Genomic DNA, 25,011 nt, shown 5'->3' with positions numbered 1-25,011 from the left:
CCTCCTAAAAATGGTTATAAAATTGGTTCTTCTTATGATTTATAGGGATAAGCTGTCTAATGGCAGCATTACGATGGAGTAATGCCAATAAAATCTTATTTGTATTCTCCTGACTAACCGTTACCATTACCTCTTGATAGCCATTAGTTAATGTGCGCATTTGTTTGATTTGAATAAGAGGTAGGAAATCCTCCAGCGAACTTTGGCTGGGAAACTCAAAAACTAATTGATTGCTTGGAATAGTGGCTTCCGTTAATGCCTCTATTTGCATCACTTGGCCATCTTGAATTAATAAGACACGATCCACAAGATTTTCTAGTAATTTTGTTTCATGACAAGTTAAAACGATACTGTAGCCGTTTTCTTTTAAGGATAAAAGGATGTTTTCTAAATCAATTTGGGCGCGAGGATCAAGTCCAGATAGGGGCTCATCCAAGATGAGAAGATGTGTTTCTTCAAGCATCGCCTGCATGATCATAATTTTTTGCTTCATCCCTTTTGAAAAATTAATCATTCTTGTCGAACGAGCTTCTTGCATTTTAAACATTTTGAGTAAGTCGTCTATTTTTTGTTGTAATGTTTTTTTAGGTATGGCGCTAATTTTGCCCATATGAAAAAGATACTCTTCTGGCGTAAAGAATAGCTGAGAAGGAGTAACTTCTGGTACGTACCCAATTTTTAAAGATGGTACATGTTTGTTCACTTCTCCAAAATCACAATCCACTATGCCCCCAATAATTTTTAGTAGCGTGCTCTTACCTGAGCCATTTTTCCCTACAACCGCTACAATTTCCTCGGAATAAATGGAGAAAGAAATATTGTCTAAAACTTTCTTGGCTTTATATTGTTTAGAAATTTTTTGTACTTCCATTATTGCACTCATAAGGTCACACCTTTTTGTTAGTGATAATTCTATTGAATCTATTATAAATAAATTTACCGAAAAATACTCCTTTAAAATGGTTTTATTTCCTATTTTGTTTGTGCGCGTAACAAAAAAACTCTGCCAATAATCGCAGGCAGAGAATGTCATAATGAACGATATTTTTTTAAGCTAATAATATTTAGCATAATAAAGATCATAGCAAAGCAAGCTAGAATCACTAAATTTACTACAATTTCATTAAAGGAATATCCTTTATACATAACGCCATTTAATGCATCGGCTGCATAATACAATGGCATGATGTGACCAATGCTTTGTAACCATTCCGCCATATTGTCAAGTGGGAAAATACCAGAAAAAAATACTTGTGGCACAATAACAATCGGTATAAATTGCATCATTTGAAACTCTGAGGCAGCAAAGCTAGATAAAAGTGCGCCTAATGATAACGATACTAGTGCAATTAAAATATTAATAAAGAACACGAGCCAAATAGAACCAACATGGACAATATTGAGGATATAAATTCCAAATAGGACAATAATAATTGTCTGCATAAAGGCAAACAATCCGTAACCAATCAGATAACCTACGACAATTTCTGAACGTTTAATTGGTGTTGCTAGTAATCGCTCTAGTGTTCCTGAAGTACGTTCCTTTAATAAGGCTATACCAGTAATTAAAAAAACAAAAAAGAAAACAAAGAAGCCGATAAGCATTGGGCTGAAAATATCAAAAATAGCCGTATCTTTGTTACCATATACATAGTCGGTTGTGATCGTCATGTTAGAAGCTTGCTCAGGTTGTAATACTTGTGACAACTTCATCATAACGGCTTTAGTAGTAGTAGGATCATCATTTAATAAGGTGAGCTTTATTTGATTGTTGTGAAGTGCTAACCAACCATCATATTTTTGTTTTTTTAGTTTGGCTATAGTAACATCATTATTTTCTGTAACTTCAAAATCAGCAGCTTCCAGTTTTTCAATAAGCTCTGTAGGAACATGTGAGACAACAAGTGTGACAACTTGCTCATTACTATTAAAAATAAAATACATTAATGAAAGCACGAGGAGGGGGGCAAGAAATAGCAGTGCAAGTGTGCGTTTATCGCGTCGCATTTGCTGAATAATTCTTGTAACTAGTGCGACAATTCTCATTGTATTGTACCCCCAGCTTTTATAAACACTTCATCAAAATCTTTTGCTTTATATTTTGTTTTCAATTCAAACGGTGTACCTTGAGCTAGAATGTGGCCGTTACGTAGTATAGCTAATTGATCACAGCGTTCAGCCTCGTCCATTGCATGTGTAGTTACTAAAATAGTTTTATGTTCTTGCTCTTTTAGACGCGTCAGCTCCTGCCAAATTTCATGTTTTAATACAGGATCAATCCCTACTGTAGGTTCATCCAAAATTAATAGCTTTGGATTTTGAATAAGGGCAATTGCCAGTGACAACCTCCTTTTCATCCCCCCTGAATAATGCATTACTTTACTATTTAATTCGTCAGTTAAACGAACAAGATTTGCAGCGTACGTCACACGCTCAAGCCGTTCTTTTTTTGATAATCGATAAAGTTTTGCAAAAAAATGCAGATTTTCGGCACCTGTTAAATCTGAATAAAGAGCATCAGATTGCGCCATGTACCCTATATCCATTAACAACTGCTTATGGGGAACGGTGTACTCAAATACATGAATAGTACCATTATCAGGCTGTAACATTCCCATTATTAATTTTATCAATGTCGTTTTCCCACAGCCAGAAGGACCAAGTAAGCCAATTAACTGACCTGTTGGAATGTCGAAAGATAATGGTGCTATGACTTGTTTATGATGAAAACGTTTTTCGACAGCATTTAATGTAATTGCATGTTCTTTCAAAAAACCAACTCCTTTGAGGTGCCTGGCACACAAACAATTCAGAATTGTTTGTGTGTCAGGCACCGTAATACGTATTGAGTGCTGCTTCCAAGCGTTCTTCTAAATGTTGTGAAATATAGCTAAAAACAAACTGCTCTTTTTCCATCTCAATTTGTGAGGATCTAAAAATTTTTGCGAAAAATCCTGACTTATTCTCTAGTGAAAATTGTTGCAGTGCTTCTGTGCGTAATGTTGAAACGATTTCATTTTCAATATGACGTTCACGGATTTTTTTTACGATATCCTTTACGCTACCTTCTTGTAATTCTAGCATTTGTTTTTGGAGATGTTCATTTATATGTTTCAGTTCATTTGTTTCATTTTGGATGTCTTCAATTTTGCGGTTCGATTCGGAAGAAAGAACATTTTGGGCTAAAAAATCTTCGTTAATCGTAATGTGCAATGTTCCTTGCTTTTCATTAGGTTCCATATGAAATAAACCGGTTTGTATCATTTGCTGTAGGACACTTCCTAAAACATCGACTTTATGGGCTAAATCATCTGATGAAGCAAGAGTGGTAGCCGTAATTTGATGTTTAATTTGCTGACCGCTATCGTCAATTCCTAGAAGAAGTTTTAAGCCCTTTACACGGTGTTCGTCCTTTAAAAGTAGTATCATCCGAAGTCGTAAAATGGCAGGGAGGTCCAACCGAATATTCGTGATTTGATGATTAGAGGCGCTATCAAAAATATACTGGTCAAAAGGTTTAATGTAGTAACGAAGCATAGCATCCGTTATTTCAAACCAACCTGCAACTTCTGAAATACTATAATATTTTTTTTCATGGATGTGTGTTAAATAGGCATCACCATAAAGTGTTTCTTCTAATGGTGTATGTTGTAGAACGATAAACAATGGATCATGCTGCACAATTCCGAGTACTAATTCTTTTGCATCACTTATTTCAAGCATTTCTTCTACACCCCACTTTATTTTTCATTTGCTAAATTTTGCATTATCTCTCTATTAGGTTTCTATTCTTCTTAACCCAATTGTATGCATATTTAGAGAAGGATAATTTTATGTTTTTAATGTTTCTCAAAATCATTGTAATTTAATGAAATCCAAATCACTATTTCAAATTTAATGTAGCTAACGAAAAAAAGATTGTTGATTAAGAGGGATTTGTGAAAGGTTATAGAAAGGAAATATAAGGATATTTATTAAAAAGTAACTATACAAAGCGGGGGAAATACATGAAGACTATTATTGTTGACTGGGATGGAGGCAAAGTAAAACTAACTTGGATGCCTCGAATGAAATTAAATAATTCATTAATTGTGACAAGTGTTCATGCCGTGTGTATGAAAGATGGGAAGGTATTATTATCCCATATTAAACATCGTGGTTTTAATTATCCAGGTGGTCACGTAGAAACTGGAGAGAATATAGAAGAAGCTATACTTCGTGAGTCCTATGAAGAGGGATATGTAAAGGGAACAATCCAATACATAGGTGCAATCGAAGTGAGTCATAAAGAAAATCCATTGTTTAATTCAAAAGGTAAATATCCCGTAATTGGTTATCAGGCATTTTTTAGAATGGATGTTCTTGAATGCTTGCCTTTTCTCCGAGAACATGAATCGTGTACTAGAATTTGGGTTGAACCATCTGAAGTACCATTTGTAATTAATGACCATGCACTTTCTAAATTAATTTTAATCGACGCAGTAGCTATAGGTTCATGTTGAACGAAAATCGATAAGTTACCTTTTCAATAATTACTTAGGTAAAAGTGGGTGTATGGAAACCATGTGATTGCTCAGTAACTGGTCAGTGAGCATATCATGCATTTCAGCAAATATAGTTTGGTCCTTAATTAAAATTTGCATTTCAGTGTACTTATATTGACATTGGAATTCTCGAATATATTGAGTGATAATTGGTAAATTGTAGCTGTTCTTAATTTCAACTTCCACAAAAAAGGGCAATGTTAATTGCGGTGGTGAAAAACAACCACGGCGAATCCAAATAGCTTCATTTACATAATAACGGATTGGCAATTGGCGATCACTAGCTATAAATAAGTCCATTTAGTTCTCCTTCATAACGTAAATTCAAAATGTTTCATAACTATATTTAGTATAGCTTTTTCCGCTTAAATTGTCGTGAAGTAGCCTTGGGAATTGATATCATAGCTAGCAATCGCATGATGTTTGGTATAGTTTAGCCTGTTAAAAATAGTATCTTCATCTATTATTTCTCAGTCTTTGAAGGCTGTCATTATCGGCAATTTATACAGCTGTCTAAGCTGTTGGTACGCTCCAATCGATTCAATGAAATTTGTTAGCGCAGGTGGTTGAAAATCATCTTGACGATAAATGAACCAAGTAGGGATTTGTGTTTGCTTTGTTGCCAGTACATGAATGGCGAGTGGCTGCGTAGCCAGATGTTTTTCTGCAATCGCACGTGGCAGGAGCGTTACCCCAAGTCCGGCAGCTACACAGCCTATAATTCCATCAAGTGTTCCAAACTCCATTCTTTTCTGTGGTTGCACACCGTCTTCATGTAACCAATGTTCTAAAATAGCCCGATAAGAGCAGCCGTGACGGAAAGTAATAAGTGTGCAATTTTCTATATCGCGCAATTTTTCAATTCGTTTATGCACGTTTGACGAAATGATTACAAGCTCCTCATTAATAAATTCCTTTGCTAAAATATGCTCTTTATAAACAGGCCCTGTAACAAATGCACCATCTAACTCATAATTTTCTAATCGTTTAATATTCTCCATCGATGTACTCGTTAAAATTGTTAACTCTATCTGTGCATATGACTTATGAAATTTAGTTAAAAGTGTTGGTAAATGTAGTGCAGCAGTAGTTTCCATTGAACCAATACGCAGAAATCCTTTTTGTTCTCCCGTATCATGGAGCATTTCAAAGGATTTATCATACAGATGTAACATTTTTAAGACGATTTCATAAAAGTGTTCTCCTTTAGGTGTTAAACGAGTCCCACGATGCCCACGATAAAAAAATGTTACATTATATAATTCTTCAAGATTTTGTATTTTCATTGAAATATTAGATTGTGAGTAATTGAGTTCTGCGGCTGCCTTAGAAAAACTTCCCGCTTGTACGACTGTCCGAAAAATAAATAAATCATTAAAATTCAAGATATTTCCTCCAGCTATCAATTTATTTGATATCTATTATAAATAATCTGCTCTATTTGTGATACCAAAATATTAGTTATAGTGAATGTGAGAGGGAGGGGAAATATGAACAAGCAAACAATTCATTATTTAATAGGAGGAGTATTTGCATTCATTGTTGCAATGGGCATTAGTCGCTTTTCGTATACGGTCATTTTACCGTACATGCAGGAAGCATTTGCATTTAGTCGAGCAACTGCAGGTTTTTTAGCTACGAGCAACTATTTAGGCTATTTTGTAGGTGCAATTATTGTTGGCCGTCTACAAATACAAGAGAAACGGATTCCCTTCTTACAACTAGCATTAGTTATGAGTATTGTAACAACTGGTTTAATGGGGTGCACTGATGCAATTTTTGTTTGGTATGTGCTTCGGTTTATTTCTGGGGTAATGAGTGCCTTTATTTTTGTCGTTGCTGCAAGTCTAGTGCTTGATCAATTAGCTAATAGCAGGAAATCACACTTATCAGGTATTTTTTATAGTGGTGTTGGGATAGGGATTGCCTTAAGTGCTTTAATTGTATCACCAATATATGCTTTATTTAACTGGTATGGTACTTGGATTGCCTTAGCCTTATTCAGTAGTATCTTGCTAATCTTCATTGTAGCTTTTATAAAGCCAATTATACCTAACACACAACAGGAACCTAGTGAAGCTACTGTAATACGAACATCCATACCGACAAGTTGGATAAAATGGCTAGTACTTGCCTATAGTCTAGAAGGACTCGGCTATATTATTACTGGAACTTTCATTGTATCCATTGCAAAAGAATCAACAAGCTTTCAGGGCGATGCAGTCTTTGTGTGGTTTGTCGTTGGGATTGCAGCAATTCCATCTTGCTTTATTTGGTCAAAACTCGCACAACGTTGGGGTTATGTAAAAACATTATTCATAGCTATGTTGTTGCAGACATTTGGCATTGTCCTACCAGCATTTACAACAAATACTGTTACACTTTATATAAGTGCTTTTGTGTTCGGTGCTACATTTATGGGGATTACAACAGTAGCAACTACTTTAGCAAAGCAAATTGTCCCTATAAATAGTCATAAAATATTAGGTTTTTTAACAGCAGGCTATGCGCTAGGGCAATTGCTTGGACCTTCACTCGCAGGAACATTGGCCAACTATACAGACAGTTATCAATATGCGTTAATAGGTGCATCAGCTGTTGTATTAGTAGGTGCGTTATGCCTAATAAAAGGTATAAAATATGAAAAAGTAATAGCGAACTCACTTTAATGCAATTAATAAAAAGAAGTAAGCAAGTAAAACACTTGCTTACTTCTAGTATTAGTGAATATCTCGTTTTTTGAAATTCCCACCGCGAACTTCTGAAACATCAGAAATAACGACAAAAGCACTGCTATCAATATCTTTAATAATTGTCACAAGCTTATTTTCTTCCATACGGTTAATGACACAGTTTAAAATTTCGGTTGGTTCGTTTGAAAAGCCGCCGCGCCCTTGTGTATAAGTTACACCACGACCTAGACGAGCTTGAATGGCATCACCAATCTCCTCAGATTTGGCACTGACAACGCGGACATCTTTTGATTTTTCTAAACCAACTTGAATAATATCAATAACGTTTTTCGCAATATAGTACGTTAAGGCTGAATATAATGCACTTTCTAATCCGAAAATAAAGCTTGCACCTAAGAAGATAAAGGCATTAATAAATAATATAATATCTCCGACTGAAAACGGAATTTTACGTGATAATAGTACGGCTAACACTTCAGAGCCATCTAATGCACCACCGTTACGTAAGACAATACCTATTCCAATTCCGAGTAACATACCACCTGATAAGACAATTAATAAAGGATCTTCTGGACCTAAAATTGTTTTAACATCATGTAAAAGAACTGTGGAAATCGATAAAGCAGCTATCCCAGTACTACTCATTAATGCAAATGTTTTTCCTACTTGTTTGTAGCCAATATAAATAAACGGGATATTAAGTACAAAGAGTAGCACCCCTAACGGAATGCCGAATAAGTGGGCACCCATAATACTAATACCTGTTACGCCGCCATCAATAACATTGTTCGGTATTAATACCGCTTCCAGTCCATATGCTGCGATGATTGCGCCTATAATAATCATGATAAATTTTCTTTTATTTTCAACTGACTTGCCTTTTTTCATAAATCTTCTCCATTTCTTTACAATTTAAATCCAGTTATCTTGCCTAGAAATTGTTACTTAAGATTTTGGAATAATATTTAATGCAATTGTTTTTGTTTCAGTCTTATTGCTTGAATCGGACATATTATAGTATCTCGTTAATAAATCATTTAAATCATTTTGAAAGTTGTTAAACTGTTCCTTTGTTAAAGATAAGTCAAGTAATGAAAAAGTAGCTGTATCCTCGACGCAATCTTCTTCAAATAAGTTTAAATAATTTTGATATTGAGACAGTAATGCTAGTTGATAGTAGGAAATATAGTTGAGTTTTTGCTTTTTCGTTAGCTTGGACCACTCCTCTGCATCTATTTTTGCTGCTCCCTCATTTAAAGCATAAAATTTTTCCGTAACAGAACGTACTTTGCGTTCTTTTACAATTTGAATAATGTTTTCATCCATTAATATTTGAATATGGCGATATAAAGTAGCTTGCGGTACATCTTTAATTAAAGAAATCATCTCTAACGTACTTAAACCTTCTTCTGTATTATGCATCAGTGCCTGTAAAATTTTCATTCTTACAGGATGCATTAAAACCTCCGCTTTATTAAGCATAATCGAGCCCCCTATCTGAAGAAAAGAGATGGTATCAATGGAAAAAATCAAATGTTATCAATGTGAGAACATTATCAAAAAATATAATATATTTTTAAACAGATGTACAGTAAAAAGCTAAGGAAATTATTATATGAATATGATAATATTATTCGTTTGTTAAGTAAAAAGGCGATTTAGATGAAATCAATATTTTTCACTACGAAGAATTATGTAAGGTGAATTGCTGTTGATTTCCGTGAGGGGATTTACTGTGCAGGCAACTTTAGACAGTAACGTAGCCTACACTCAAATAAACAGAATAAAAGGCATCAAGTTAAACTTCTCGATGCCTTGTGCCGAAAAACATATAATCAGTTTTTATTTTATTCTCAGATGATATTAAATTAAAAATAACGCAACAATGGTTGTGACAAGAAGTCCTATCGCTACAGGCAATAAATTACGCCGTGCAAGCTCAAATGGACTGACGTTACAAATAGCAGCTGCGGGAATGAGCGCCCATGGTATAAGTGTACTGCCACCAATAAAAGACATATTATTTAGCTGCAACAATTATAATTTCTCTTGCTTGTTTACTGCTCGTATAATCATCCTTTGTATCAACGATAATTTGCTCAAAGATGGTGGTCATTAATTGTTTACGTTCGTTATCATCGGCATTCAACCATAGTGTATCAATATTGCGGATAACAGTCCGGATTTCTATATGTTGACGCTGATCCTGGTGCTGTAATTTTTTTAGCTTTTCTTGAATCTCTTTTTCTTTGTTACGAAGCTTTTCACTTTCATGAATTAACTCATCAATCCCGATAACATCATGCTCAAACATTGTCTTTTTCTTGTGAGAGAGTTTTTGAACAATGGATAATTCTTGTTGTAATGCGGTAAGTTGTGCCATAGGAAATGTGGCGTCTCCTTCATTACTTTGAAAATGTCCACCTACTAAGTCATCCCATTTTGCTAAAAGGGTTTGCACTAAATTGCTTTCTAAAATCATATGACTGGTACAAGCTTTTCCAGCTTTCTTTCCGGAACATCGATACGTTTTTTTCTTACCGGCTTTGTGCCCCGACATCGCATGCCCACACCGTGCACATTTTAATAGCGAGGAAAAATAGTAATTGCTCGATTCTCGTTTCCCTCCTAAGATTTTGCGCTTTTCTAACAAATCTTGTAACTCCCAAAATTCATCGCGATCTATAATGCGTTTATGATTGCCTTCAAATAGTACCCGTTCACGAGGAGGCTTTTTTATGTCTTTCGGATTAGAGCTAAACATTAAATAACCAGCGTACGTCGGATTATTGGCAATATCTCGCACACTATCGACATGCCATTGTCCGCCTTTTCGAGTGGGGATTCCTTTATTCGTTAATTGACGGGCAAGGGAGTAAAACCCTAATGATCTTGCTAACTTAAATATATCCTTCACAATTTGAGCCTCTGCTTCATCGATAACTAATTCACCATCTACTACTTGGTAGCCGAGGGGGGGCGTGCCACCTTTCCAGTGACCTAACTTCACTTTCTTCTCCATTCCAAAACGCACACGTTCTGCTGTATTTTCTCGCTCCCACTGCGCAATTGCAGCAACAAGTGTAATAAATAAACGTCCCATTGCATTTGTCGTATCGTAAACTTCTGTAGCGGATTTAAATTTACATTCGTATTGCTCTAACTCAGCTAAAATTGTATGAAGATCAGGGACAGAGCGAGTTAAGCGATCAAGCTTATATACAAGAAGGACATCAATACCGCCTTGCTGAATGCGCTCAACCATAGCCTGAAAATATGGCCTATTTAAATCTTTAGCAGAATACCCATCATCGATGTAGGGCTCCTCAACAATTTCCCATCCTTGTGAAACACAATAAGCTTCCAATTTTTCAATTTGCGCAGCGATTGAAAACCCATGTTTAGCCTGTTCTTCCGTGCTGACTCGAACATAGATGACGCATTTCATAAGTATTTCACTCCTTCTAAGCTTCCTTTCTTTTATATATTTTGCTAGCTATAGAAATAATACTTTTATATGTATATGGATGTTTGGATTTAGAATAAAAATTTTTATCATTTCAAGTAGCGGATATGAATTTTTATGACAGGAAGAGCCTGTTATATGTTCAGGCTCTAGCCTTTAGTCAATTAAACAACAGTCGTATGGTAATGGCACCAGCTTCAGCAAGCATGAAAAAAGGTTGGATTATAGCATTTGTTAAATTGGGTAATGGGTGTAGTGAGGGAAGTGTAAGCAATGCAATGCGCACAAATTATATATGTTTTAAAAAATGAAATGGATTAGACGCTTAATTTCTCCAAATATTTTCGTATGTTTGTGCTTCTAGCTGGAGTGCTTGAAGAATTTTCGGGTCTGTTTGAGTAGCTACATGTAATTTAGCTGTTTTAACGTTTAACACAGCATATACAATATTTGATGGGGTAGGGTCATTACATTGTGCTTCTAACATTAAAGTGAGAATTGGTTGAATGTTCCGTTCATTAATTTTTTCAGTGTTCCCTTTAAAAAACAATTTTATTAAGTGAGGTATGCCATCAATAATTAAACCTAATTCGGGAGACGAACGAACAACTAAACCATTAGTAGATGTCCACATTGATTTAGGTGGATCAAACCATTCAATTTCCTTTTTACGAGTAAATTTTTTAAATGCCTTTATTGCTTGGGTATAGGAATTAATTTTTCTCTCATGAACTTCAGTCAGCAACGAATCTAAATTTTCTAGAGATTGATTTTTCTCATAGCATAATTTAATTCGTTCTCTTAATTGTTTCCAATGATCTTTTACTGGATGATAATCCCCTTGATTTTTAATTTCAGTAATTTTATTCATCTTTGCTAACATTGTTTGCCTAACTGTGAAATCAATAAATTGTGTCAAACCGACAGACAATTTCTCCTTTTCCACTGTCGTTATTTTCAATCACTCCCTTTCTAAAATCATTTTAACAGAAAGTGAATCGAATGGAGATAGTACATTGGATTTAGTTGGTATTCAATATTGTCTGGCAGTAACTACATCGGGGAAATTGTATGTTGAGGAGAAACTGCCCTGAAATGATTAAGAAAGAAGGAGCGCTTGCCAAGTATCTAATTTGAAATTTGTCTTAACGAAAGTGACAAGCCTATTCGACATATTCTGATAAAAAGGAGTGTGGGGAATGACGATAGTCAAAATGACAGAAGATAAAGTGAGGAAATTATTTCCAATAATTGAAAGCATTCTGTCTCGTGAATACGGAAGGAAGGTAACACTAAAGGACCTAACAGTGGGTGGCATTACGGTTTATAAAGACGATTGCGCGAAATAGCGAAGTTTAAAGATTTTAGTACAAGTTTAAATACTTTTATTAAAAAAATAAAAGCACCTAATTAGGTGCTAATTAATAACTAAACTATTAATATTTATTATAGCCATCTAAAAATTTCCTCCAACCAAATTCAGTAATTTTGAAGTCATTATATTTTAGAAGAAAATAATCAATAGTATAGTTGTATCTTTCTTGTTCTTCACGAGCATATTGAATTACTGTTGGGGAAGACGGATCACGGCTTGGTCGCATTATATTATCATAATCTTCTGGTCGTTCAACCCAAACATGATTCATACTAAGTGGTTCATAATTAGTCCAGCTATATTGTTTTAATGACTGCAAACCTATTTTTATATTAGGGTATGTATACCAATCCTCGTAATTTTGCCCTAGTATTTTTTTGTTTGGCATTTTTTCTATTACATCTTTAGCCATTGTTTCTATAAAATCATTTAGCTGTTGTCTCGCTTTAGCTACATCCTCTTTGGCAGTATCTTGATATTTAATGGATCTTAAGTGTTTATTCATTGCAGATTCAAAATTTAATTCCCACGGCGAAAGAGACAAATGATAGTTTATAAAATAATCATATGGCAATTTTAAATCATCATTTTCAATCACCTTGTATTCAAATTTTACAGTAACAATTTCGGTTATTAATTCTGGGTACTTTTCTTTTAAATATGATTTTAACTGACTAGCTGATTCAATTTTAGTCTCAACTTTTTTAGCTTCCATTTCATTAGTGTTATCTTTTTTCTTTTGGTTTTTATTAAACTTAACTGTAGATTCTACTTTCTGATCAACTTCTTTAGCGTTTACAGTTTCCGTTAGTACGGGGGTAAATAACATTGATATAAGAAAACTGCTTGTAACTAAAGGTAATGATAGTCTTTTCATTAATAAAACCTCCTTTTATTAAAAATTATACCATATTTTAGATGTTTAAAAGAGGTATTTGTTAATAAAATAATGAAGAAAAAGGGTATTTCATAATGCGAGATTTTTCTATTCAATATAGAGCCATGTTAGATAGACATTTTAAAAGAGTATTTGGTTTTTTAATTAAAAATTAGAAATACGCTATAACTACATCTAATTTAGATGTAGTTATAGCGTATTGAAAAAAAGTACCAAGTAGTTTTACTCTAGATACTTTTTATACTGTTGATTGGAGCGAATGTCAGCGACTTGGAATACGTGGTCACTCCGCGCTTACGGTGTGATAGACCTCACTATTTAGTAGATTTTACTTCATTTAAATAGAAATCATACAATTGATCGATGGAACCATTTGATAACAAAGGAATAGCCTTTTCAATTTTCTCTCGTTCCCAATCAAACCAACGCATTTCTAATAATTTATCTATTTCTAAATCTGAAAAACGTTTTCGTATTTCTTTAGCTGGATTTCCACCGACAATCGTATAAGGCGGAACATCTTTTAATACAACAGATCCTGCAGCAATAATCGCACCCTCACCGATAGTAACCCCAGGCATTATCATTGCGTTCATTCCAATCCAGGCATCACTTTTAATAACCGTATCTCCTTTTGGCTCATAAGAACGTTCTATTTGTTCCGTAAAAGGATACACTGTTATCCATTCTGAATGGTGATTATGATTACCACCCATTAAAATGATGACACCACTTGCAATACAAACGTAGTTTCCGATAATCAGTTTGTCTAAATGCCAACCAAAATCATTAATAGGATTAAATAACTCACGAGATTTATTGTCACCCCAAAGGTATCTGACACACCCGTCCTCAAAATTTTGATTTCCATAATAACCCGAGTAGTATGAATAGTCTCCAACTTCAATGAGCGGATTTGTCACTAAATCTTTAATATATTTAATTTCTGACCAATGATTATATTTTTGATTGTTCATTATGCGTACCTCGCTTCTAAGTAATTAGTTTAATTTATCTACCTAGAAGCTTAATCGCACAGCGACGTTTTTAAGTTTTCTTAAACGACGGATCATCGTCCTCAACCTCTCACATTTAATGAGGAAATAGTAACTTAAAATAATTATTGTGTCAATGAAAGGTATAGGTTAATACTATTTCTTCTGTAGTCTTCTACAAATAGTACAACGTGAAATAGCGTTTAGAAAATTAACGAGAAGGGTAGATGGATGAAAATATTTTGTGGAAAAACTCGTTAATTTTGTTATTTTTTTGACACACTTCATTGCTATTGATAAAATATTACAATGTTAGTATATGGAAATTAACATAAAGCTGTGAAGGAGGAGAATAATGAAAAAATTAATTATGGTGTTTTTAGCTGCACTAGTAGTAGCAGTAATTCATCCGACAATAACAGAAGCAAAAGTAATGCATGATGGAGCAGAAGTTGTCAAAGGTCAAACAGGGAAAATGACTTTTACAAAGGATATCAAGGTATATAAGAAAAATCCAAACGGCACATTTGATTCGTTAGTAGTAAAGCGAAATAACTTCTTTAGAACATATGATATTGAAAAATATGATGGTAAAACTTTTTATCAGATGGGGCAATATCGGGTACAAGCCACAGATTTAGTAGTGTTCAAAGAAGTCCCATTAAAAATTCGTGCTTCCTTCTATCAAAATCCATCGTATATTAATATAAATCGTGAGAATGGAAATTATGGAAGGTACTTCAGAAAAGAGGACTCCTTGTCTATTTATTTTAAGGATACCCCAAATGGACAAATAGTGGAATATTGCGATGACATTAATGATGGGACTTACGATTCTTGTAGACGTTATCTTGGTACAGATCTTAAAATTGCTGACACGATACTAGGAGAAGAAAAGCGTTATGAGCTAATAGAAAATACAATAGGAAAACGCGATCCATTAAAAGAATCGCAACCAGATGTCATGTATGAAAAGGGAAGCATTTTTGTCACAGGTGGGTTAATTATTAACGGGTATGTATTAGTCTTTGTAACGGAAAAAGACTATTATGTTTGGCTACCTGATAATGTATTAAAGTTAGTCGGAGATAAATAAAGCTCTCTTTTAAATAACTTTAGGAGTTGCTTTAAAATAACCAAGATAGCTTAATCATCATCTTGGTTATTATTTTTCTTTAAAAAGTTTAAGTTAGGAAATAAAATTTTTAATCCGATTATAAAATAAATAAACCCAAATGTCTTTAAAGTTATATGTGGTTATGTCACTATCGGTTATACTCATTAATAAATTGCCGAAGAAGACTAAAATAAGTCCAATTAATCCAGTAATATATCTCAATGATTCATCTTCTTATTACAAAAAGCCACTCGGGTGAGTGACTTGTATTGTGTCTTACACAGTTACATGCGGTTGTGTTTATTCTAAATTATCAATAGCATATTGAGCTTCTTCTTTGGTGAATTTTTCTCCGTATTCAGATATTAATTGATCGTAAATAGCCGAATTTGACATATTCATCATATCTGCGTACGATTTAGCTTTTTTCAATGCATTTTCTTTCCAATCAAATACAATATTATTTATAGCGTATTGAGCAGCATCCGCCGGGAAATTCTCCCCATATTCCGATGTTAATTGATCGTAAATCCCTGCCTTTGACATATGCATCGTTTTAGCATATTGCTCTGCTTTTTTTAACGCCGACTTATGCTCACGTGGGACACTTGCCTCTTTTGCCTTAGCTTCTGCTTCTGCTTTTGCCTTAGCTTCTGCTTTAGCTTTGGCCTCTGCTTTAGCTTTGGCCTCTGCTTTAGCTTCTGCATCTGCCTTAGCTTTAGCCTCTGCATCTGCTTTAGCTTGTGCTTCTGCTTTCTCTTTAGCTTTTTGTTCTGCTAACGCTTTTTCTTCTACTTCCTTCGCCTCACGGGCAGCTTTTTCTTCTGGCGTTTCTTCCACTTTCGCTACAGTTTCTACTTGTTTTTGTGTATCTTCTTTTTCTGTTATTTCTACTGGATCTGCTGTCATGCCAAAACCAATAAAGGATACAATCATTACCGCTACTGATATTCCAGTAAACTTAATTTGCTTTTTAGCTTTTGAAACATCTTTTTTAATAAATTGAACAATAGCCATAATTGCAAAAACTATAACAGCTAAAAAACTTAACATTGCTACAATTAATAATAAATTATCCATGAATATATCCACGCTCCTTATTAACTATTTTATTGGTAAAATTGGAAAAAGTATATATAAAAATAAACGATTTTATATTATTAAAGCCTATTATTGATATTGGTTTTAAAATATTTGCTAAAGAATGGGTATTCTATTGATAAAATAATACGATATTAGTAGGCAAAGAAATGAGCTACAAAAATGAGTAGGAGGAGCATAATGAAAAAATTATTTATCGTGTTATTAGCAGCATTTGTATTTGTAATCGTGAATCCAACAAAATCAGAGGCTATTAGGTTTGATGGAGCCGAGGTGCATAAAGACCAAACGGGGAAAATGACTTTTACAAAAGATATTAAGATATATAAGAAAAATGAAGATGGTACATTTGATTCGTTAGTGGTGAAGCGTAATAATTATTTTAAAACGTATGAAATTGAAAAATATGATGGCAAAACATTTTATCAAATGGGGCCATATCGTGTACAAGCAACAAATCTAGTAGTTTTTAAAGAGATACCGATGAAAATTCGCGCATCTTTCTATGCAAATGTAACGTATATCAATATCAATCGTAATAGCGGAGAATACGGCAAGCTCTTTACGGAATGGCGAGATACATCCATCACAGATATGAATGGTGATCAAATGTTGAGATATTGTAGGGACACTGGAAATGGCTTGAAGTGCGAAAAGCATTATCCTGGTTCAGATATGAAAGTTCTTGATACAAAATTTAAAAAAGCCGGTGTTCGTTATGAGGTAACGGAAGACTCTGAAGCGAAAACCTATCCATTAGAAGGTTCCAAAACGGAAAAAGCGATGCCAAAAGGCAGCATAGTTTATTCAGTAAGTGATTCCATTAATGCATTTCTATGTGTAAAAGAAGACCTGGATGCAAAAGACGAACAATGCAAATGGCTTCCAATAGGTATTTTAAAACCGATTTATTAACGTGCTAAAATAGTAGAAAATACATGCTTATATAGTTTAAAGCCCAGGGACTTGGAATTTGAGCCTGGGCTTTATTGTTGAATCCGTTGGGTTGTGATAATAAAGGGTACATAAAGGGAAATTGTCAATTTCATATATAAATTATGTGCTGCATAATATTTTAGTTATACGTAAACAATACGTATAAATTCATTGATTCTTTTCTTTTCTATACGTATAATATACGTATAGCGGAAAGGGGTTAAAAAATGAAAAAGAGAGAGTTAGAGAAACGCTTCACGGCTAAAGGGTGGAAATTCTTAACCCATGGCGGTAAACATGATATTTGGGTATCACCAACAGGCAAGAAAGAACAAATCCCAAGGCATAGAGAAGTTAATGAAGATTTAGCAAAAGGGCTAATCAAAAAGCACAAACTGTAAAAGGGTTGGCTTTCAAGCCCATTAAATATAGATACGAAAGAAGGTAGAAAATGAAAAATGTTGTAGTATATCCTGTGGTTATTTCCCCCCTATCAGCAGACGGATTTCACTTAGTGACAATTCCTGATATTGAAGGGATTACACAAGGGGAAACTATTGCTGAAGCTATTGAATATGCAAGGGATTATATAGGTAATGCCATAGCTTTCGCAGATGAACCAATAAATAAACCGTATACTGTTTCTTTTACTCCAAAAGAAGAAGATATTGTAACACTTGTAGATGTTGATATAGAGGCACATAAGAAAGCTTTAGATTTAACACCAGTTAAAAAAACTTTAACTATTCCTAGCTATTTAAATGATTTAGGTATGAAACAAGGTATAAACTTTTCCCAAACTTTAACGGATGCTTTAAAAGATAAATTAGTATAATAAATATACAAAGTAACATAATAAATTAACTAATAATTTAACCTCTCTCTTTTTATTTTCGGCTTGATAATTTCAAGCCGTTTTTTTATTTTATTCGAACTCTTTGCGTTTTGTCTTAAATTGACGCCTTGTATAAGAAGCCTCATTATCATATGTCTTCCATTGGTGACGGTGTACCGCCACCCACCCAAATGCCAGTGATTTGTCCGAGTGCGGTAAGGGTTGCTGTACCTCCGCCAATAGCATTGCCGAATAAACTACCGACAGAACCAGCTAACGAAATGCCAGAGAAGCCAGAGCCATCTAAACCTGTAATGGCACCTACGATTGCAAGGGTAATGACCGCAATTTCCTTCGTTAAGGGTACAACAGCGGCTAAGCCGACGCCTAGATCATTCACAATGCCATGTGAAGCGGCAGGGAGAAAGTCACCAATAATTTTGGTAAATCCTGAGTCACCAAGATAAAAGAAGGCTGCTATTGGGATAACGGGTCCAAATACTCTAAATCCAAATTGGAATCCTTGAATTAAATAACTTGTCGATTTTTCAAATCCTTGTTTTTTGTGTGCTACAAGACAGAGCACTAATAAAATAAAGACAGCTGTTCCACCAATAAGGGCAGTGGCATCACCGCCTTGTAATTTCAATACAGACATGGCGATAACATCGAGTAAAAAAGTGATTGGAATAAGGATGGCAAAAAATCGTTTTTGTCCGGATGTTAATAAATGTTCATCTTTCACTTGCTCTATACCATCTGTTGTTTCGTGTGCTGTCTTAAAATGAAGTGTCCCACGTTTCATATCACGTTTTAATAAGTAAAAAGCCACAATTGTTGTAACAAGCCCCATCGTAATTACGAGTGGAATGCTGGCTGATATAACGTCTCCAACTGGAATACCCGCAGCATCAGCAGTTAGCTTCGGAGCCCCTTGAATAACAAAATCACTAGAAAGTGCAATTCCGTGACCAAATAAATTCATTGCCATTGCTACACCTAACGCTGGTAAGCCTGCACGAATGGCTACAGGTAAAAGCACAGCACCTAATAGTGCAACAGCAGGAGATGGCCAGAAAAACCAAGAAATAATCATCATTAAAATACCAATCGTCCAATAGGCAAGTGTCGGTGTTTTAATAATTTTTGTAAATGGTGCAACCATGACCTCATTAATACCTGATGTCATTAATACACGACTCATCGCAACAATAATGGAAATAATTAGAATGGTAGATAACAGCTCGGTAATAGCGTAAATAAAGCTGTTAAAAACACCACTTATTGAAGAAGTGAGATCACCAGTAGCGACAATCGCAAGTAGGAATATGCCCAAAATGCAAATGAGGGTAGTATCCCGTCGTTTAACCATAAAGCCAATAATTAAGACAATAAAAACAACATAAATCCAATGGAGAGCAGTAAGTTCAATCCCCATATAGTTCCCCCTCAAAATTCGTCCTGATGCTATAGGATATGAAGGGAATAAAAGTTGGTGATGATTTTGAAAAATTTTGATTGAAGTAGAATAGCATCAGAATTGATAAAAAAAGAATTAATTACCATTTTTAAATCGTAAATATTTCAAGAATTTAAGTAAAATATTAAAGTTCAAAACTACATAATTAATGTTTTAATATAGGTAAATCTGAATATAGGGGGAATGTTAAGGAAAAAATTGTGATGTTACGATTTATATCTTTTTAATGTTTAATCATTTCCTTATTGTTAATCACCTATGTTTCTGCGAGTGAAAATGTAAAAGGTGATAGGCTTCACTAAGTTTGACAGATAAATTAAGGAAAGGAACACAAAGGAGAGAACAGAAATGAAAAAGGTAATAAATATAACACTGATTTGTCTAATGGTTTCTGTTTTTTGTTCAACTTCTCATTATCGTGCTGAGTCAACATATGACAACGATCCTGACCTATTACTCATACCTTACAAAAAAATATTAGAAAACTTAAGTAATGAATATGGGGTAAGAATGTATATTCCAGAAAAAAACAAAGATAAATTTTTAAATAGCGTCCAAGATATGACACTACAAGAATTTGAAAAAAGATTAAGACAACAATACAAAGAAGCAGAAAAGTATATAAATCAATTTACTGGAGAAAGCGTTGAATTCTATCCTCAACCAATTCCTAACGCAAACCAAGATGTATTAGCAATTCCGTTAAATTAATACTAAGAGAAACAGTTAAGTCAAAATTGTCTTTAAAATAGACTAACTGAGGAATGAATTAAAAAAGTAGAAACGTTGAATTATACATAGGGCAGAGAGGCAATTTTATGTACAGCTATTCAAACACCCCATACAGGGAGAGCACAACACGGACGATGAAAAAGTTGTATCTGAATTAGATAAAGCATAAGAAAAGTCGATAAAAAGGTTGTGCTAATACCTTTTTATCGACCGTTTTTAATTTAATATATTTTTTACGTAGTCAATACAGCTACTAGTTGGACGCTTTAAAGCTATTTTCTTTCAAAGTTAAGAAAGATTATTGTTTTCTTTAATGCCGCAACAATGGAAAGTGCCCTATTAGAAAGAAAATCAAATCATTAGTAAGAAATCAATAAATAGGTGGAACACCACTTGTTCACAAAGTATTAAAAAAATTCGTACTTTTCTCTTTGGTTATATCATTTTATACTACCTTTTATAAAATAATTTATTTTTATTTGAAAGGATGTGTGCTCATGTGAATTAATATATGAAATCAACTATGAGGTAAATGAGTGAGAAATTTATTCAGTCTTTTATTGTACAGCCTGCATTTTAATAACTGAAGCATTTGAAAATTCACAGTATTTTTCTTCAGAAGGCAAGAAAAAAATCATAAATTTTTGTGAAAAAAAGGAGGTATATATAATGATTAGTAAGAGAGTAATTAACTATACATTATTGTTATCTTTTCTTTTGTTTTTCTGCTTCGCTTCACTAATTTCAGCAGACGAAAGTTGCACAAAGTATTATTACGGAAACAAAGGAGATACATATGCAACAGTTCAAACAACTAAATATCCCAATACTAATGAGCGCTCTATAGCATGGGGATTAGTCATAAATGAAGAAGCTAGAATAAAATATGGTCCAAAGGTAAGAGTAACCTTAAATAGATCAAGGGTTAATTTCTACGCTATAAATCCTCCATATAAAACACATATTCAAGCTCCAGACTATAATTTTCATGGTCATTTAAAAAACTATCAGTTTATAGGTCAACCAGGTGGTGGAATTCTTAAAAAAGGTGATAGGATTCTATTAGAATTTGGAATTGTCTCAATGAACACAAAAGCTTCCGATAAACTTGTGATTTCGTGTACACTGGACTAAATCTTTAAGATAAGGGTGGGGAAAATGACAATTAAGTGGAATGTTGAAGAAGTTATTTTTGATACGATGTACGAGGCTGATACGTGGGCTGATTCAATAGCAAATGAGATTTATGGGAGAATTTATAATGGATATGATACACCAGATTATAAAATAGCATATTCTTTAGCATTTAGATTGGCAGAAATAAAAGAGTTTAGAGTTCATACAGAAATCTGGGAAAGTAGATACAAAGTATGGGTAACTATACCGTAAATACCTAAAATGACTACAGGTTCTATTGTTCTAGGTGTTATAATAAATCAAAAAACATAATCTTTTTATATTTTTCTTTCCTATAATTGCATTGATCTTATATTTTGAATTTTTAAGTATTTGGAAGAAACAGAATGAGTAGATTCCGATTTTAAACTTCTTATCAACGATTGTTTTAATAGTTGCTAAATAGAAAATAACTAATTAAAATATAAACGGTTGCCAGTGGAAAAATGCATTGGCTACCGTTTTATTTCATCATGCGCCTCTAATCTTATCGAAATAAAAAACATTATCTTCCGAGTCACTGAGATCTAGTTTCTTTTATTTATGCAAATCATAGCCTTTTAGTAATTTATCTACATGATTTTTCTTGCCTCGTATTCCGACTCCAACAAGATTTAGTTCATTCGTCTTGAATTTTGCGACCATTGCACGATTATCCTCGTCATTATATGTATTAAACAATTCTTCAGTGTAAATTGTAATAACGACATCTTTTGTTAGAGCCTATTGTAAAAGCTCATTCAAACGTTCACCACTAGAAGAATGGATCATAACTGGTTGCTGTGACATAGGTAAATATTGAGCATTATCCTTATCTAAATAGAGTTGTCCAATAATGTTTTGAGTTCCCGCAATTCCACTCATTAGGAATGCTGTTACGTTCAATTTTTGCCACATTTCAAGGTCATCTTTTAAAACAATTTTAATTTTTGTATCAAATTCCATGAACTCATCACCTTTCTTTTTTATGCTGAAAATTATCTCCCACCTAATGCATCGAGTAATTAAAATCGGAGATATCCGAAATACTAATAAGAAAGATAATACGTTCAATTTACATATGAAAAATACTCAAACGCTGTCGTTCCATAAACACCTTTAAAATGTTTATTTAGATGGGTTAAATCAACAAAACCACATTCAGCGACAACTGAATAAATATCTCTATTTTTTTCTATTAGCTGCTTTGCACGTTCTATCTTACAGTTAAGAAAATATTGGTATGGTGAAATGCCAGTGTGAGCCTTGAAAGATCGAATAAACTTAAATTTCGATAATTCAAGTTCTCTACAAATTTCATCAAGTCTAGGTATTTTTTCTGAGTCGGTATGAAGCATATCCTTTGCTTTATTTATTAGAGTGTCATCTTTCTTCCATTCTGTAGAAAAATCAGTCTCAACAAGGTTATCTGTGAGAGATAATAGTAATTCACTACACAATGCCTCATCTTTATCGTTTAATATTGCATTAGCAAGACTTACTATTCTATATTGAAGTCTATAATCATAAACAATAGGGTTTGAAAAACGAACGAAATCTTTTTTCTCAATAACCTCTAAAAGCAATTCCGGCTCAATATATAGCATTATATAATCAAGACCTGTTTTGTCATGTGCCATTCCATCATGAACCTGTTCAGGATTAAAAATCATAATGCCGTTTTGATAGGACAATTGTAAACTGCCCTCTAAGTTATAGTGTTGAATACCACGTAATGTAACACCGATTGCATACTCTTTGTGAGAGTGCTTTTTATATGAAAAGTCAGTCATACTTGCTGATAAAGCGGTAATACCTGCCGATTTTTTATAGATAAATTTATCCATGTAATTCACCTCTCAAATAGCTTAGCTATATCCATATCATGATTGCAGCATAAAGTAAAAATAATGCCATCAATAAATTCACTATTTTCTTATGCTTTTGTAAAAACTCCTTAAAGATTGTGCCGAAAAGTACCCATGTAATAAATGCTAAAAATCCAATAACAGTTACAGTGAGAACACCTACTGTAACAGCAGGTATTGAAACATAATAGGGCATAATGTAGGTAGGAATGACAGTCATTGTAAATAGCACTACTTTAGGATTTAAAAACTGCGTAAGGAACCCTGACATAAAGGTACCCGTTTTGTTTACATTAGTTTTTGATGAATCCATTTTATAAACTTGATAAGCAAGATACAACATATAAAAGCTTCCAATGATCTGCATAACAATTAAAATTTTAGGAATAATCGTTGCCAATATCGTATTTAACATTGCAGAAATAGCAAGTAAGAAACCGAATGCAATCGTTGCTCCATAAGTATATTCCATTGCTTTTTTTGTCCCAGAATTATGCACAGTAGATAATATAACAATATTAGTTGGCCCTGGTGTAAATGTAACAATAAAACAGTAAAAGACAAAAGATGTAATGTTCAAGAGGACCACTCCTTTCAAGATATCCTCATATAATCATATATACTAAAATACATATAGTACGTTATTGCGCTTTTATTCTTTAATACAGCACTACAATTTTAAGTATTAATGGAATATGTCAAAATAGCTTGCGAAGGCTCTCCTACAAAAAAATGGAGTAAATATATGAAGTAACAGTGATTATTCGAATGCATGAAAGTATTAGTACCTACATAATTCTACTGAAGATTTAAGGTAATGATTGAGGGCATAATAGAAATATAACTAGTTACATGATTTATGGATTTTATAATTTATATTTAAGTGACAGTTTAATGACACAAAAATATATCTAACCAAATATTTTAACTTTCTTGACAAGAATAATGAGAAATATATAATAAAATTATAATGAGAATCATTATCAATTAGAGGAAGTTGTATACTTTTAAACATTTATGAAATTAACCATAGATGTTTTCTTTTGTTCTTAATTGAGAATGGTAATCATTTAGGGGTAGTACTAGTAAAAGCTTTAAAAGGAGGTAGAAACGCTCAAGATAGGTTTAACTAATCAAAAATTCTGGATTCCTAGTGATTGAAAATAATTTTAATATTCAGGAGGGCAGAGTAGGTATGAAGAAATTTATACAATATGTAGCAATGGTATTGCTCATTTTTGGTGCAGTATTACCTTACCTTGGCATGGAAGTAAAGGCGGAAGAGAATACCGAAGCTAGTTGCACAATTGACTACTCAGCAAATTTTAATGTTTTAAAAGCTAATCCGCAAGATAATTCAGTAACGGAAGAAGACTCAGTAATGGTTAAGAGTGGCTATGTAAAGAAAGAGGCTACTATTAAAAAACAAGATGGTCGCTATACGGTAGATATTACGGTGCCAAAAGCGTTTACAACATGGTACAGAGGTTTTAAAGTTGAGTCGGGTGGTGAGTTAAAAGAAGCTATTAAAAGGCAAAAAGATAAAGAAGAAAACGAAGTATATACATTCGCAATCGACCAATATAATAACCCCATCCGAGCTTGGGTTGACATATACGTTAAATTGGAAAAACCTATACCTTTCACATATGACAATAGGTACACTGTTTACCTAGTACTTTCAAATGTTACGGAGAGCAAACGGGTTTGTGAAGAAACACCACAACCTAAGCAAAAAGAACAGTCTCAGCAAACAGGCCAAACTGAGCAAAAAGAACAGTCTCAGCAAACAAAACAAACTGAGGTAAAAGAACAG

27 protein-coding genes and 2 pseudogenes are annotated in these 25,011 nt (G+C 33.7%); 11 read left to right on the top strand and 18 right to left on the bottom strand.

Translation table 11 applies throughout. The features are described 5' to 3' along the window. Nucleotides 1-4: 4 nt before the first annotated feature. The 4 genes from ACIP9G_RS09150 to ACIP9G_RS09135 all read right to left on the bottom strand — a co-directional run bounded on the left by ACIP9G_RS09150 (nt 5) and on the right by ACIP9G_RS09135 (nt 3,723). Nucleotides 5-883, bottom strand: a complete 879-nt coding sequence (locus ACIP9G_RS09150; RefSeq protein ID WP_401018890.1) for an ABC transporter ATP-binding protein — start codon at nt 881-883, stop codon at nt 5-7. A gap of 146 nt (nt 884-1,029) precedes the next feature. After that, complete coding sequence (locus ACIP9G_RS09145) at nt 1,030-2,046, bottom strand: ABC transporter permease (RefSeq protein ID WP_401018889.1); 1,017 nt, start codon at nt 2,044-2,046, stop codon at nt 1,030-1,032. Then, on the bottom strand, nt 2,043-2,771 hold the full coding sequence (locus tag ACIP9G_RS09140) for an ABC transporter ATP-binding protein (RefSeq protein WP_401018887.1): 729 nt from the start codon (nt 2,769-2,771) through the stop codon (nt 2,043-2,045). Before ACIP9G_RS09140 ends, ACIP9G_RS09145 begins: the two co-directional genes overlap by 4 nt. Nucleotides 2,772-2,826: 55 nt before the next feature. Continuing rightward, entirely contained in the window at nt 2,827-3,723 is an 897-nt protein-coding gene (locus ACIP9G_RS09135; RefSeq protein ID WP_340825428.1) for a hypothetical protein, read from the bottom strand. Nucleotides 3,724-4,007: 284 nt separating this feature from the next. Here ACIP9G_RS09135 and ACIP9G_RS09130 point away from each other — a divergent pair, with 284 nt between their 5' ends. Then, a complete protein-coding gene (locus ACIP9G_RS09130) occupies nt 4,008-4,502 on the top strand; it encodes an NUDIX domain-containing protein (RefSeq protein WP_401018885.1) in 495 nt (164 codons plus the stop codon). Nucleotides 4,503-4,532: 30 nt separating this feature from the next. On the opposite strand, the gene ACIP9G_RS09125 is transcribed toward ACIP9G_RS09130, so the two are convergent. Both ACIP9G_RS09125 and ACIP9G_RS09120 read right to left on the bottom strand, forming a co-directional pair. Continuing rightward, nucleotides 4,533-4,844, bottom strand: a complete 312-nt coding sequence (locus ACIP9G_RS09125; RefSeq protein ID WP_401018884.1) for a hypothetical protein — start codon at nt 4,842-4,844, stop codon at nt 4,533-4,535. Nucleotides 4,845-5,014: 170 nt separating this feature from the next. Continuing rightward, nucleotides 5,015-5,929: a LysR family transcriptional regulator gene (locus tag ACIP9G_RS09120; protein WP_401018883.1), complete on the bottom strand. Its 915-nt coding sequence runs from the start codon at nt 5,927-5,929 to the stop codon at nt 5,015-5,017. A 105-nt stretch (nt 5,930-6,034) separates the two neighbouring features. Here ACIP9G_RS09120 and ACIP9G_RS09115 point away from each other — a divergent pair, with 105 nt between their 5' ends. Beyond that, the gene (locus tag ACIP9G_RS09115; RefSeq protein WP_401018882.1) at nt 6,035-7,213 is read left to right on the top strand and encodes a YbfB/YjiJ family MFS transporter; all 1,179 of its coding nucleotides are present in this window, start codon (nt 6,035-6,037) and stop codon (nt 7,211-7,213) included. A 51-nt stretch (nt 7,214-7,264) separates the two neighbouring features. Here the strand turns inward: ACIP9G_RS09115 and ACIP9G_RS09110 are convergent, their stop codons facing one another. From ACIP9G_RS09110 to ACIP9G_RS09090, 5 genes are all read right to left on the bottom strand, one after another. Beyond that, nucleotides 7,265-8,125: a YitT family protein gene (locus ACIP9G_RS09110; RefSeq protein ID WP_401018880.1), complete on the bottom strand. Its 861-nt coding sequence runs from the start codon at nt 8,123-8,125 to the stop codon at nt 7,265-7,267. Nucleotides 8,126-8,182: 57 nt separating this feature from the next. Beyond that, nucleotides 8,183-8,719: a helix-turn-helix domain-containing protein gene (locus tag ACIP9G_RS09105; RefSeq protein ID WP_340825417.1), complete on the bottom strand. Its 537-nt coding sequence runs from the start codon at nt 8,717-8,719 to the stop codon at nt 8,183-8,185. Between the two features lie 381 nt (nt 8,720-9,100). Next, entirely contained in the window at nt 9,101-9,274 is a 174-nt protein-coding gene (locus tag ACIP9G_RS09100) for a hypothetical protein (RefSeq protein ID WP_340826544.1), read from the bottom strand. Next, complete coding sequence (locus tag ACIP9G_RS09095) at nt 9,258-10,685, bottom strand: recombinase family protein (RefSeq protein WP_401018878.1); 1,428 nt, start codon at nt 10,683-10,685, stop codon at nt 9,258-9,260. Before ACIP9G_RS09095 ends, ACIP9G_RS09100 begins: the two co-directional genes overlap by 17 nt. A gap of 343 nt (nt 10,686-11,028) precedes the next feature. Then, the gene (locus ACIP9G_RS09090; protein ID WP_401018877.1) at nt 11,029-11,622 is read right to left on the bottom strand and encodes a hypothetical protein; all 594 of its coding nucleotides are present in this window, start codon (nt 11,620-11,622) and stop codon (nt 11,029-11,031) included. 280 nt (nt 11,623-11,902) lie between these two features. On the opposite strand from ACIP9G_RS09090, the gene ACIP9G_RS09085 reads away from it, so the two are divergent. Beyond that, nucleotides 11,903-12,052 carry a hypothetical protein gene (locus tag ACIP9G_RS09085; protein ID WP_401018876.1) on the top strand — a complete coding sequence of 50 codons (150 nt, stop codon included), beginning with the start codon at nt 11,903-11,905 and terminating at the stop codon, nt 12,050-12,052. 87 nt (nt 12,053-12,139) lie between these two features. Here the strand turns inward: ACIP9G_RS09085 and ACIP9G_RS09080 are convergent, their stop codons facing one another. Both ACIP9G_RS09080 and ACIP9G_RS09075 read right to left on the bottom strand, forming a co-directional pair. Then, the gene (locus ACIP9G_RS09080) at nt 12,140-12,955 is read right to left on the bottom strand and encodes a hypothetical protein (protein ID WP_401018875.1); all 816 of its coding nucleotides are present in this window, start codon (nt 12,953-12,955) and stop codon (nt 12,140-12,142) included. A gap of 335 nt (nt 12,956-13,290) precedes the next feature. Further along, the gene (locus ACIP9G_RS09075) at nt 13,291-13,953 is read right to left on the bottom strand and encodes a CatB-related O-acetyltransferase (RefSeq protein WP_401018873.1); all 663 of its coding nucleotides are present in this window, start codon (nt 13,951-13,953) and stop codon (nt 13,291-13,293) included. 373 nt (nt 13,954-14,326) lie between these two features. On the opposite strand from ACIP9G_RS09075, the gene ACIP9G_RS09070 reads away from it, so the two are divergent. Beyond that, the gene (locus ACIP9G_RS09070; protein ID WP_401018872.1) at nt 14,327-15,067 is read left to right on the top strand and encodes a hypothetical protein; all 741 of its coding nucleotides are present in this window, start codon (nt 14,327-14,329) and stop codon (nt 15,065-15,067) included. Nucleotides 15,068-15,388: 321 nt separating this feature from the next. Here the strand turns inward: ACIP9G_RS09070 and ACIP9G_RS22695 are convergent. Continuing rightward, nucleotides 15,389-15,715, bottom strand: a pseudogene (locus ACIP9G_RS22695) (Ltp family lipoprotein); the annotation flags it as partial. A 654-nt stretch (nt 15,716-16,369) separates the two neighbouring features. Between ACIP9G_RS22695 and ACIP9G_RS09060 the strand changes: the two are divergent. The 3 genes from ACIP9G_RS09060 to ACIP9G_RS09050 all read left to right on the top strand — a co-directional run bounded on the left by ACIP9G_RS09060 (nt 16,370) and on the right by ACIP9G_RS09050 (nt 17,960). Further along, nucleotides 16,370-17,104, top strand: coding sequence for a hypothetical protein (locus ACIP9G_RS09060; RefSeq protein WP_401018869.1), 735 nt, complete (start codon nt 16,370-16,372; stop codon nt 17,102-17,104). A 248-nt stretch (nt 17,105-17,352) separates the two neighbouring features. Further along, nucleotides 17,353-17,526 (top strand): type II toxin-antitoxin system HicA family toxin, encoded by a 174-nt coding sequence (locus ACIP9G_RS09055; protein ID WP_401018867.1) that lies wholly within the window; start codon nt 17,353-17,355, stop codon nt 17,524-17,526. Between the two features lie 50 nt (nt 17,527-17,576). Next, nucleotides 17,577-17,960: a type II toxin-antitoxin system HicB family antitoxin gene (locus ACIP9G_RS09050; RefSeq protein ID WP_340825400.1), complete on the top strand. Its 384-nt coding sequence runs from the start codon at nt 17,577-17,579 to the stop codon at nt 17,958-17,960. 148 nt (nt 17,961-18,108) lie between these two features. Here the strand turns inward: ACIP9G_RS09050 and ACIP9G_RS09045 are convergent, their stop codons facing one another. Next, entirely contained in the window at nt 18,109-19,398 is a 1,290-nt protein-coding gene (locus ACIP9G_RS09045; RefSeq protein WP_401018864.1) for a hypothetical protein, read from the bottom strand. 390 nt (nt 19,399-19,788) lie between these two features. Between ACIP9G_RS09045 and ACIP9G_RS09040 the strand changes: the two genes are divergently transcribed. From ACIP9G_RS09040 to ACIP9G_RS09030, 3 genes are all read left to right on the top strand, one after another. Next, complete coding sequence (locus tag ACIP9G_RS09040; RefSeq protein WP_340825396.1) at nt 19,789-20,151, top strand: hypothetical protein; 363 nt, start codon at nt 19,789-19,791, stop codon at nt 20,149-20,151. Between the two features lie 690 nt (nt 20,152-20,841). Next, nucleotides 20,842-21,306, top strand: a complete 465-nt coding sequence (locus tag ACIP9G_RS09035; RefSeq protein ID WP_340825394.1) for a hypothetical protein — start codon at nt 20,842-20,844, stop codon at nt 21,304-21,306. A 24-nt stretch (nt 21,307-21,330) separates the two neighbouring features. Continuing rightward, nucleotides 21,331-21,561, top strand: a complete 231-nt coding sequence (locus ACIP9G_RS09030) for a hypothetical protein (protein WP_340825392.1) — start codon at nt 21,331-21,333, stop codon at nt 21,559-21,561. 324 nt (nt 21,562-21,885) lie between these two features. Here ACIP9G_RS09030 and ACIP9G_RS09025 read toward each other — a convergent pair. The 3 genes and pseudogenes from ACIP9G_RS09025 to ACIP9G_RS09015 form a co-directional block, all read right to left on the bottom strand. Next, nucleotides 21,886-22,293 (bottom strand): annotated as a pseudogene (locus ACIP9G_RS09025) (DUF2000 family protein). 104 nt (nt 22,294-22,397) lie between these two features. After that, entirely contained in the window at nt 22,398-23,174 is a 777-nt protein-coding gene (locus tag ACIP9G_RS09020; protein ID WP_401018861.1) for an AraC family transcriptional regulator, read from the bottom strand. 25 nt (nt 23,175-23,199) lie between these two features. Further along, complete coding sequence (locus tag ACIP9G_RS09015) at nt 23,200-23,775, bottom strand: LysE family translocator (protein WP_340825388.1); 576 nt, start codon at nt 23,773-23,775, stop codon at nt 23,200-23,202. Nucleotides 23,776-24,390: 615 nt separating this feature from the next. On the opposite strand from ACIP9G_RS09015, the gene ACIP9G_RS09010 reads away from it, so the two are divergent. Further along, a partial coding sequence (locus tag ACIP9G_RS09010; RefSeq protein WP_401018859.1) for an NEAT domain-containing protein occupies nt 24,391-25,011 on the top strand: 621 nt, incomplete at its 3' end.

The sequence above is a fragment of the Lysinibacillus sp. NPDC093197 genome (assembly GCF_044754025.1).
GTDB lineage: Bacteria > Bacillota > Bacilli > Bacillales_A > Planococcaceae > Lysinibacillus.
This window is presented reverse-complemented; position numbering and strand designations above follow the sequence as displayed.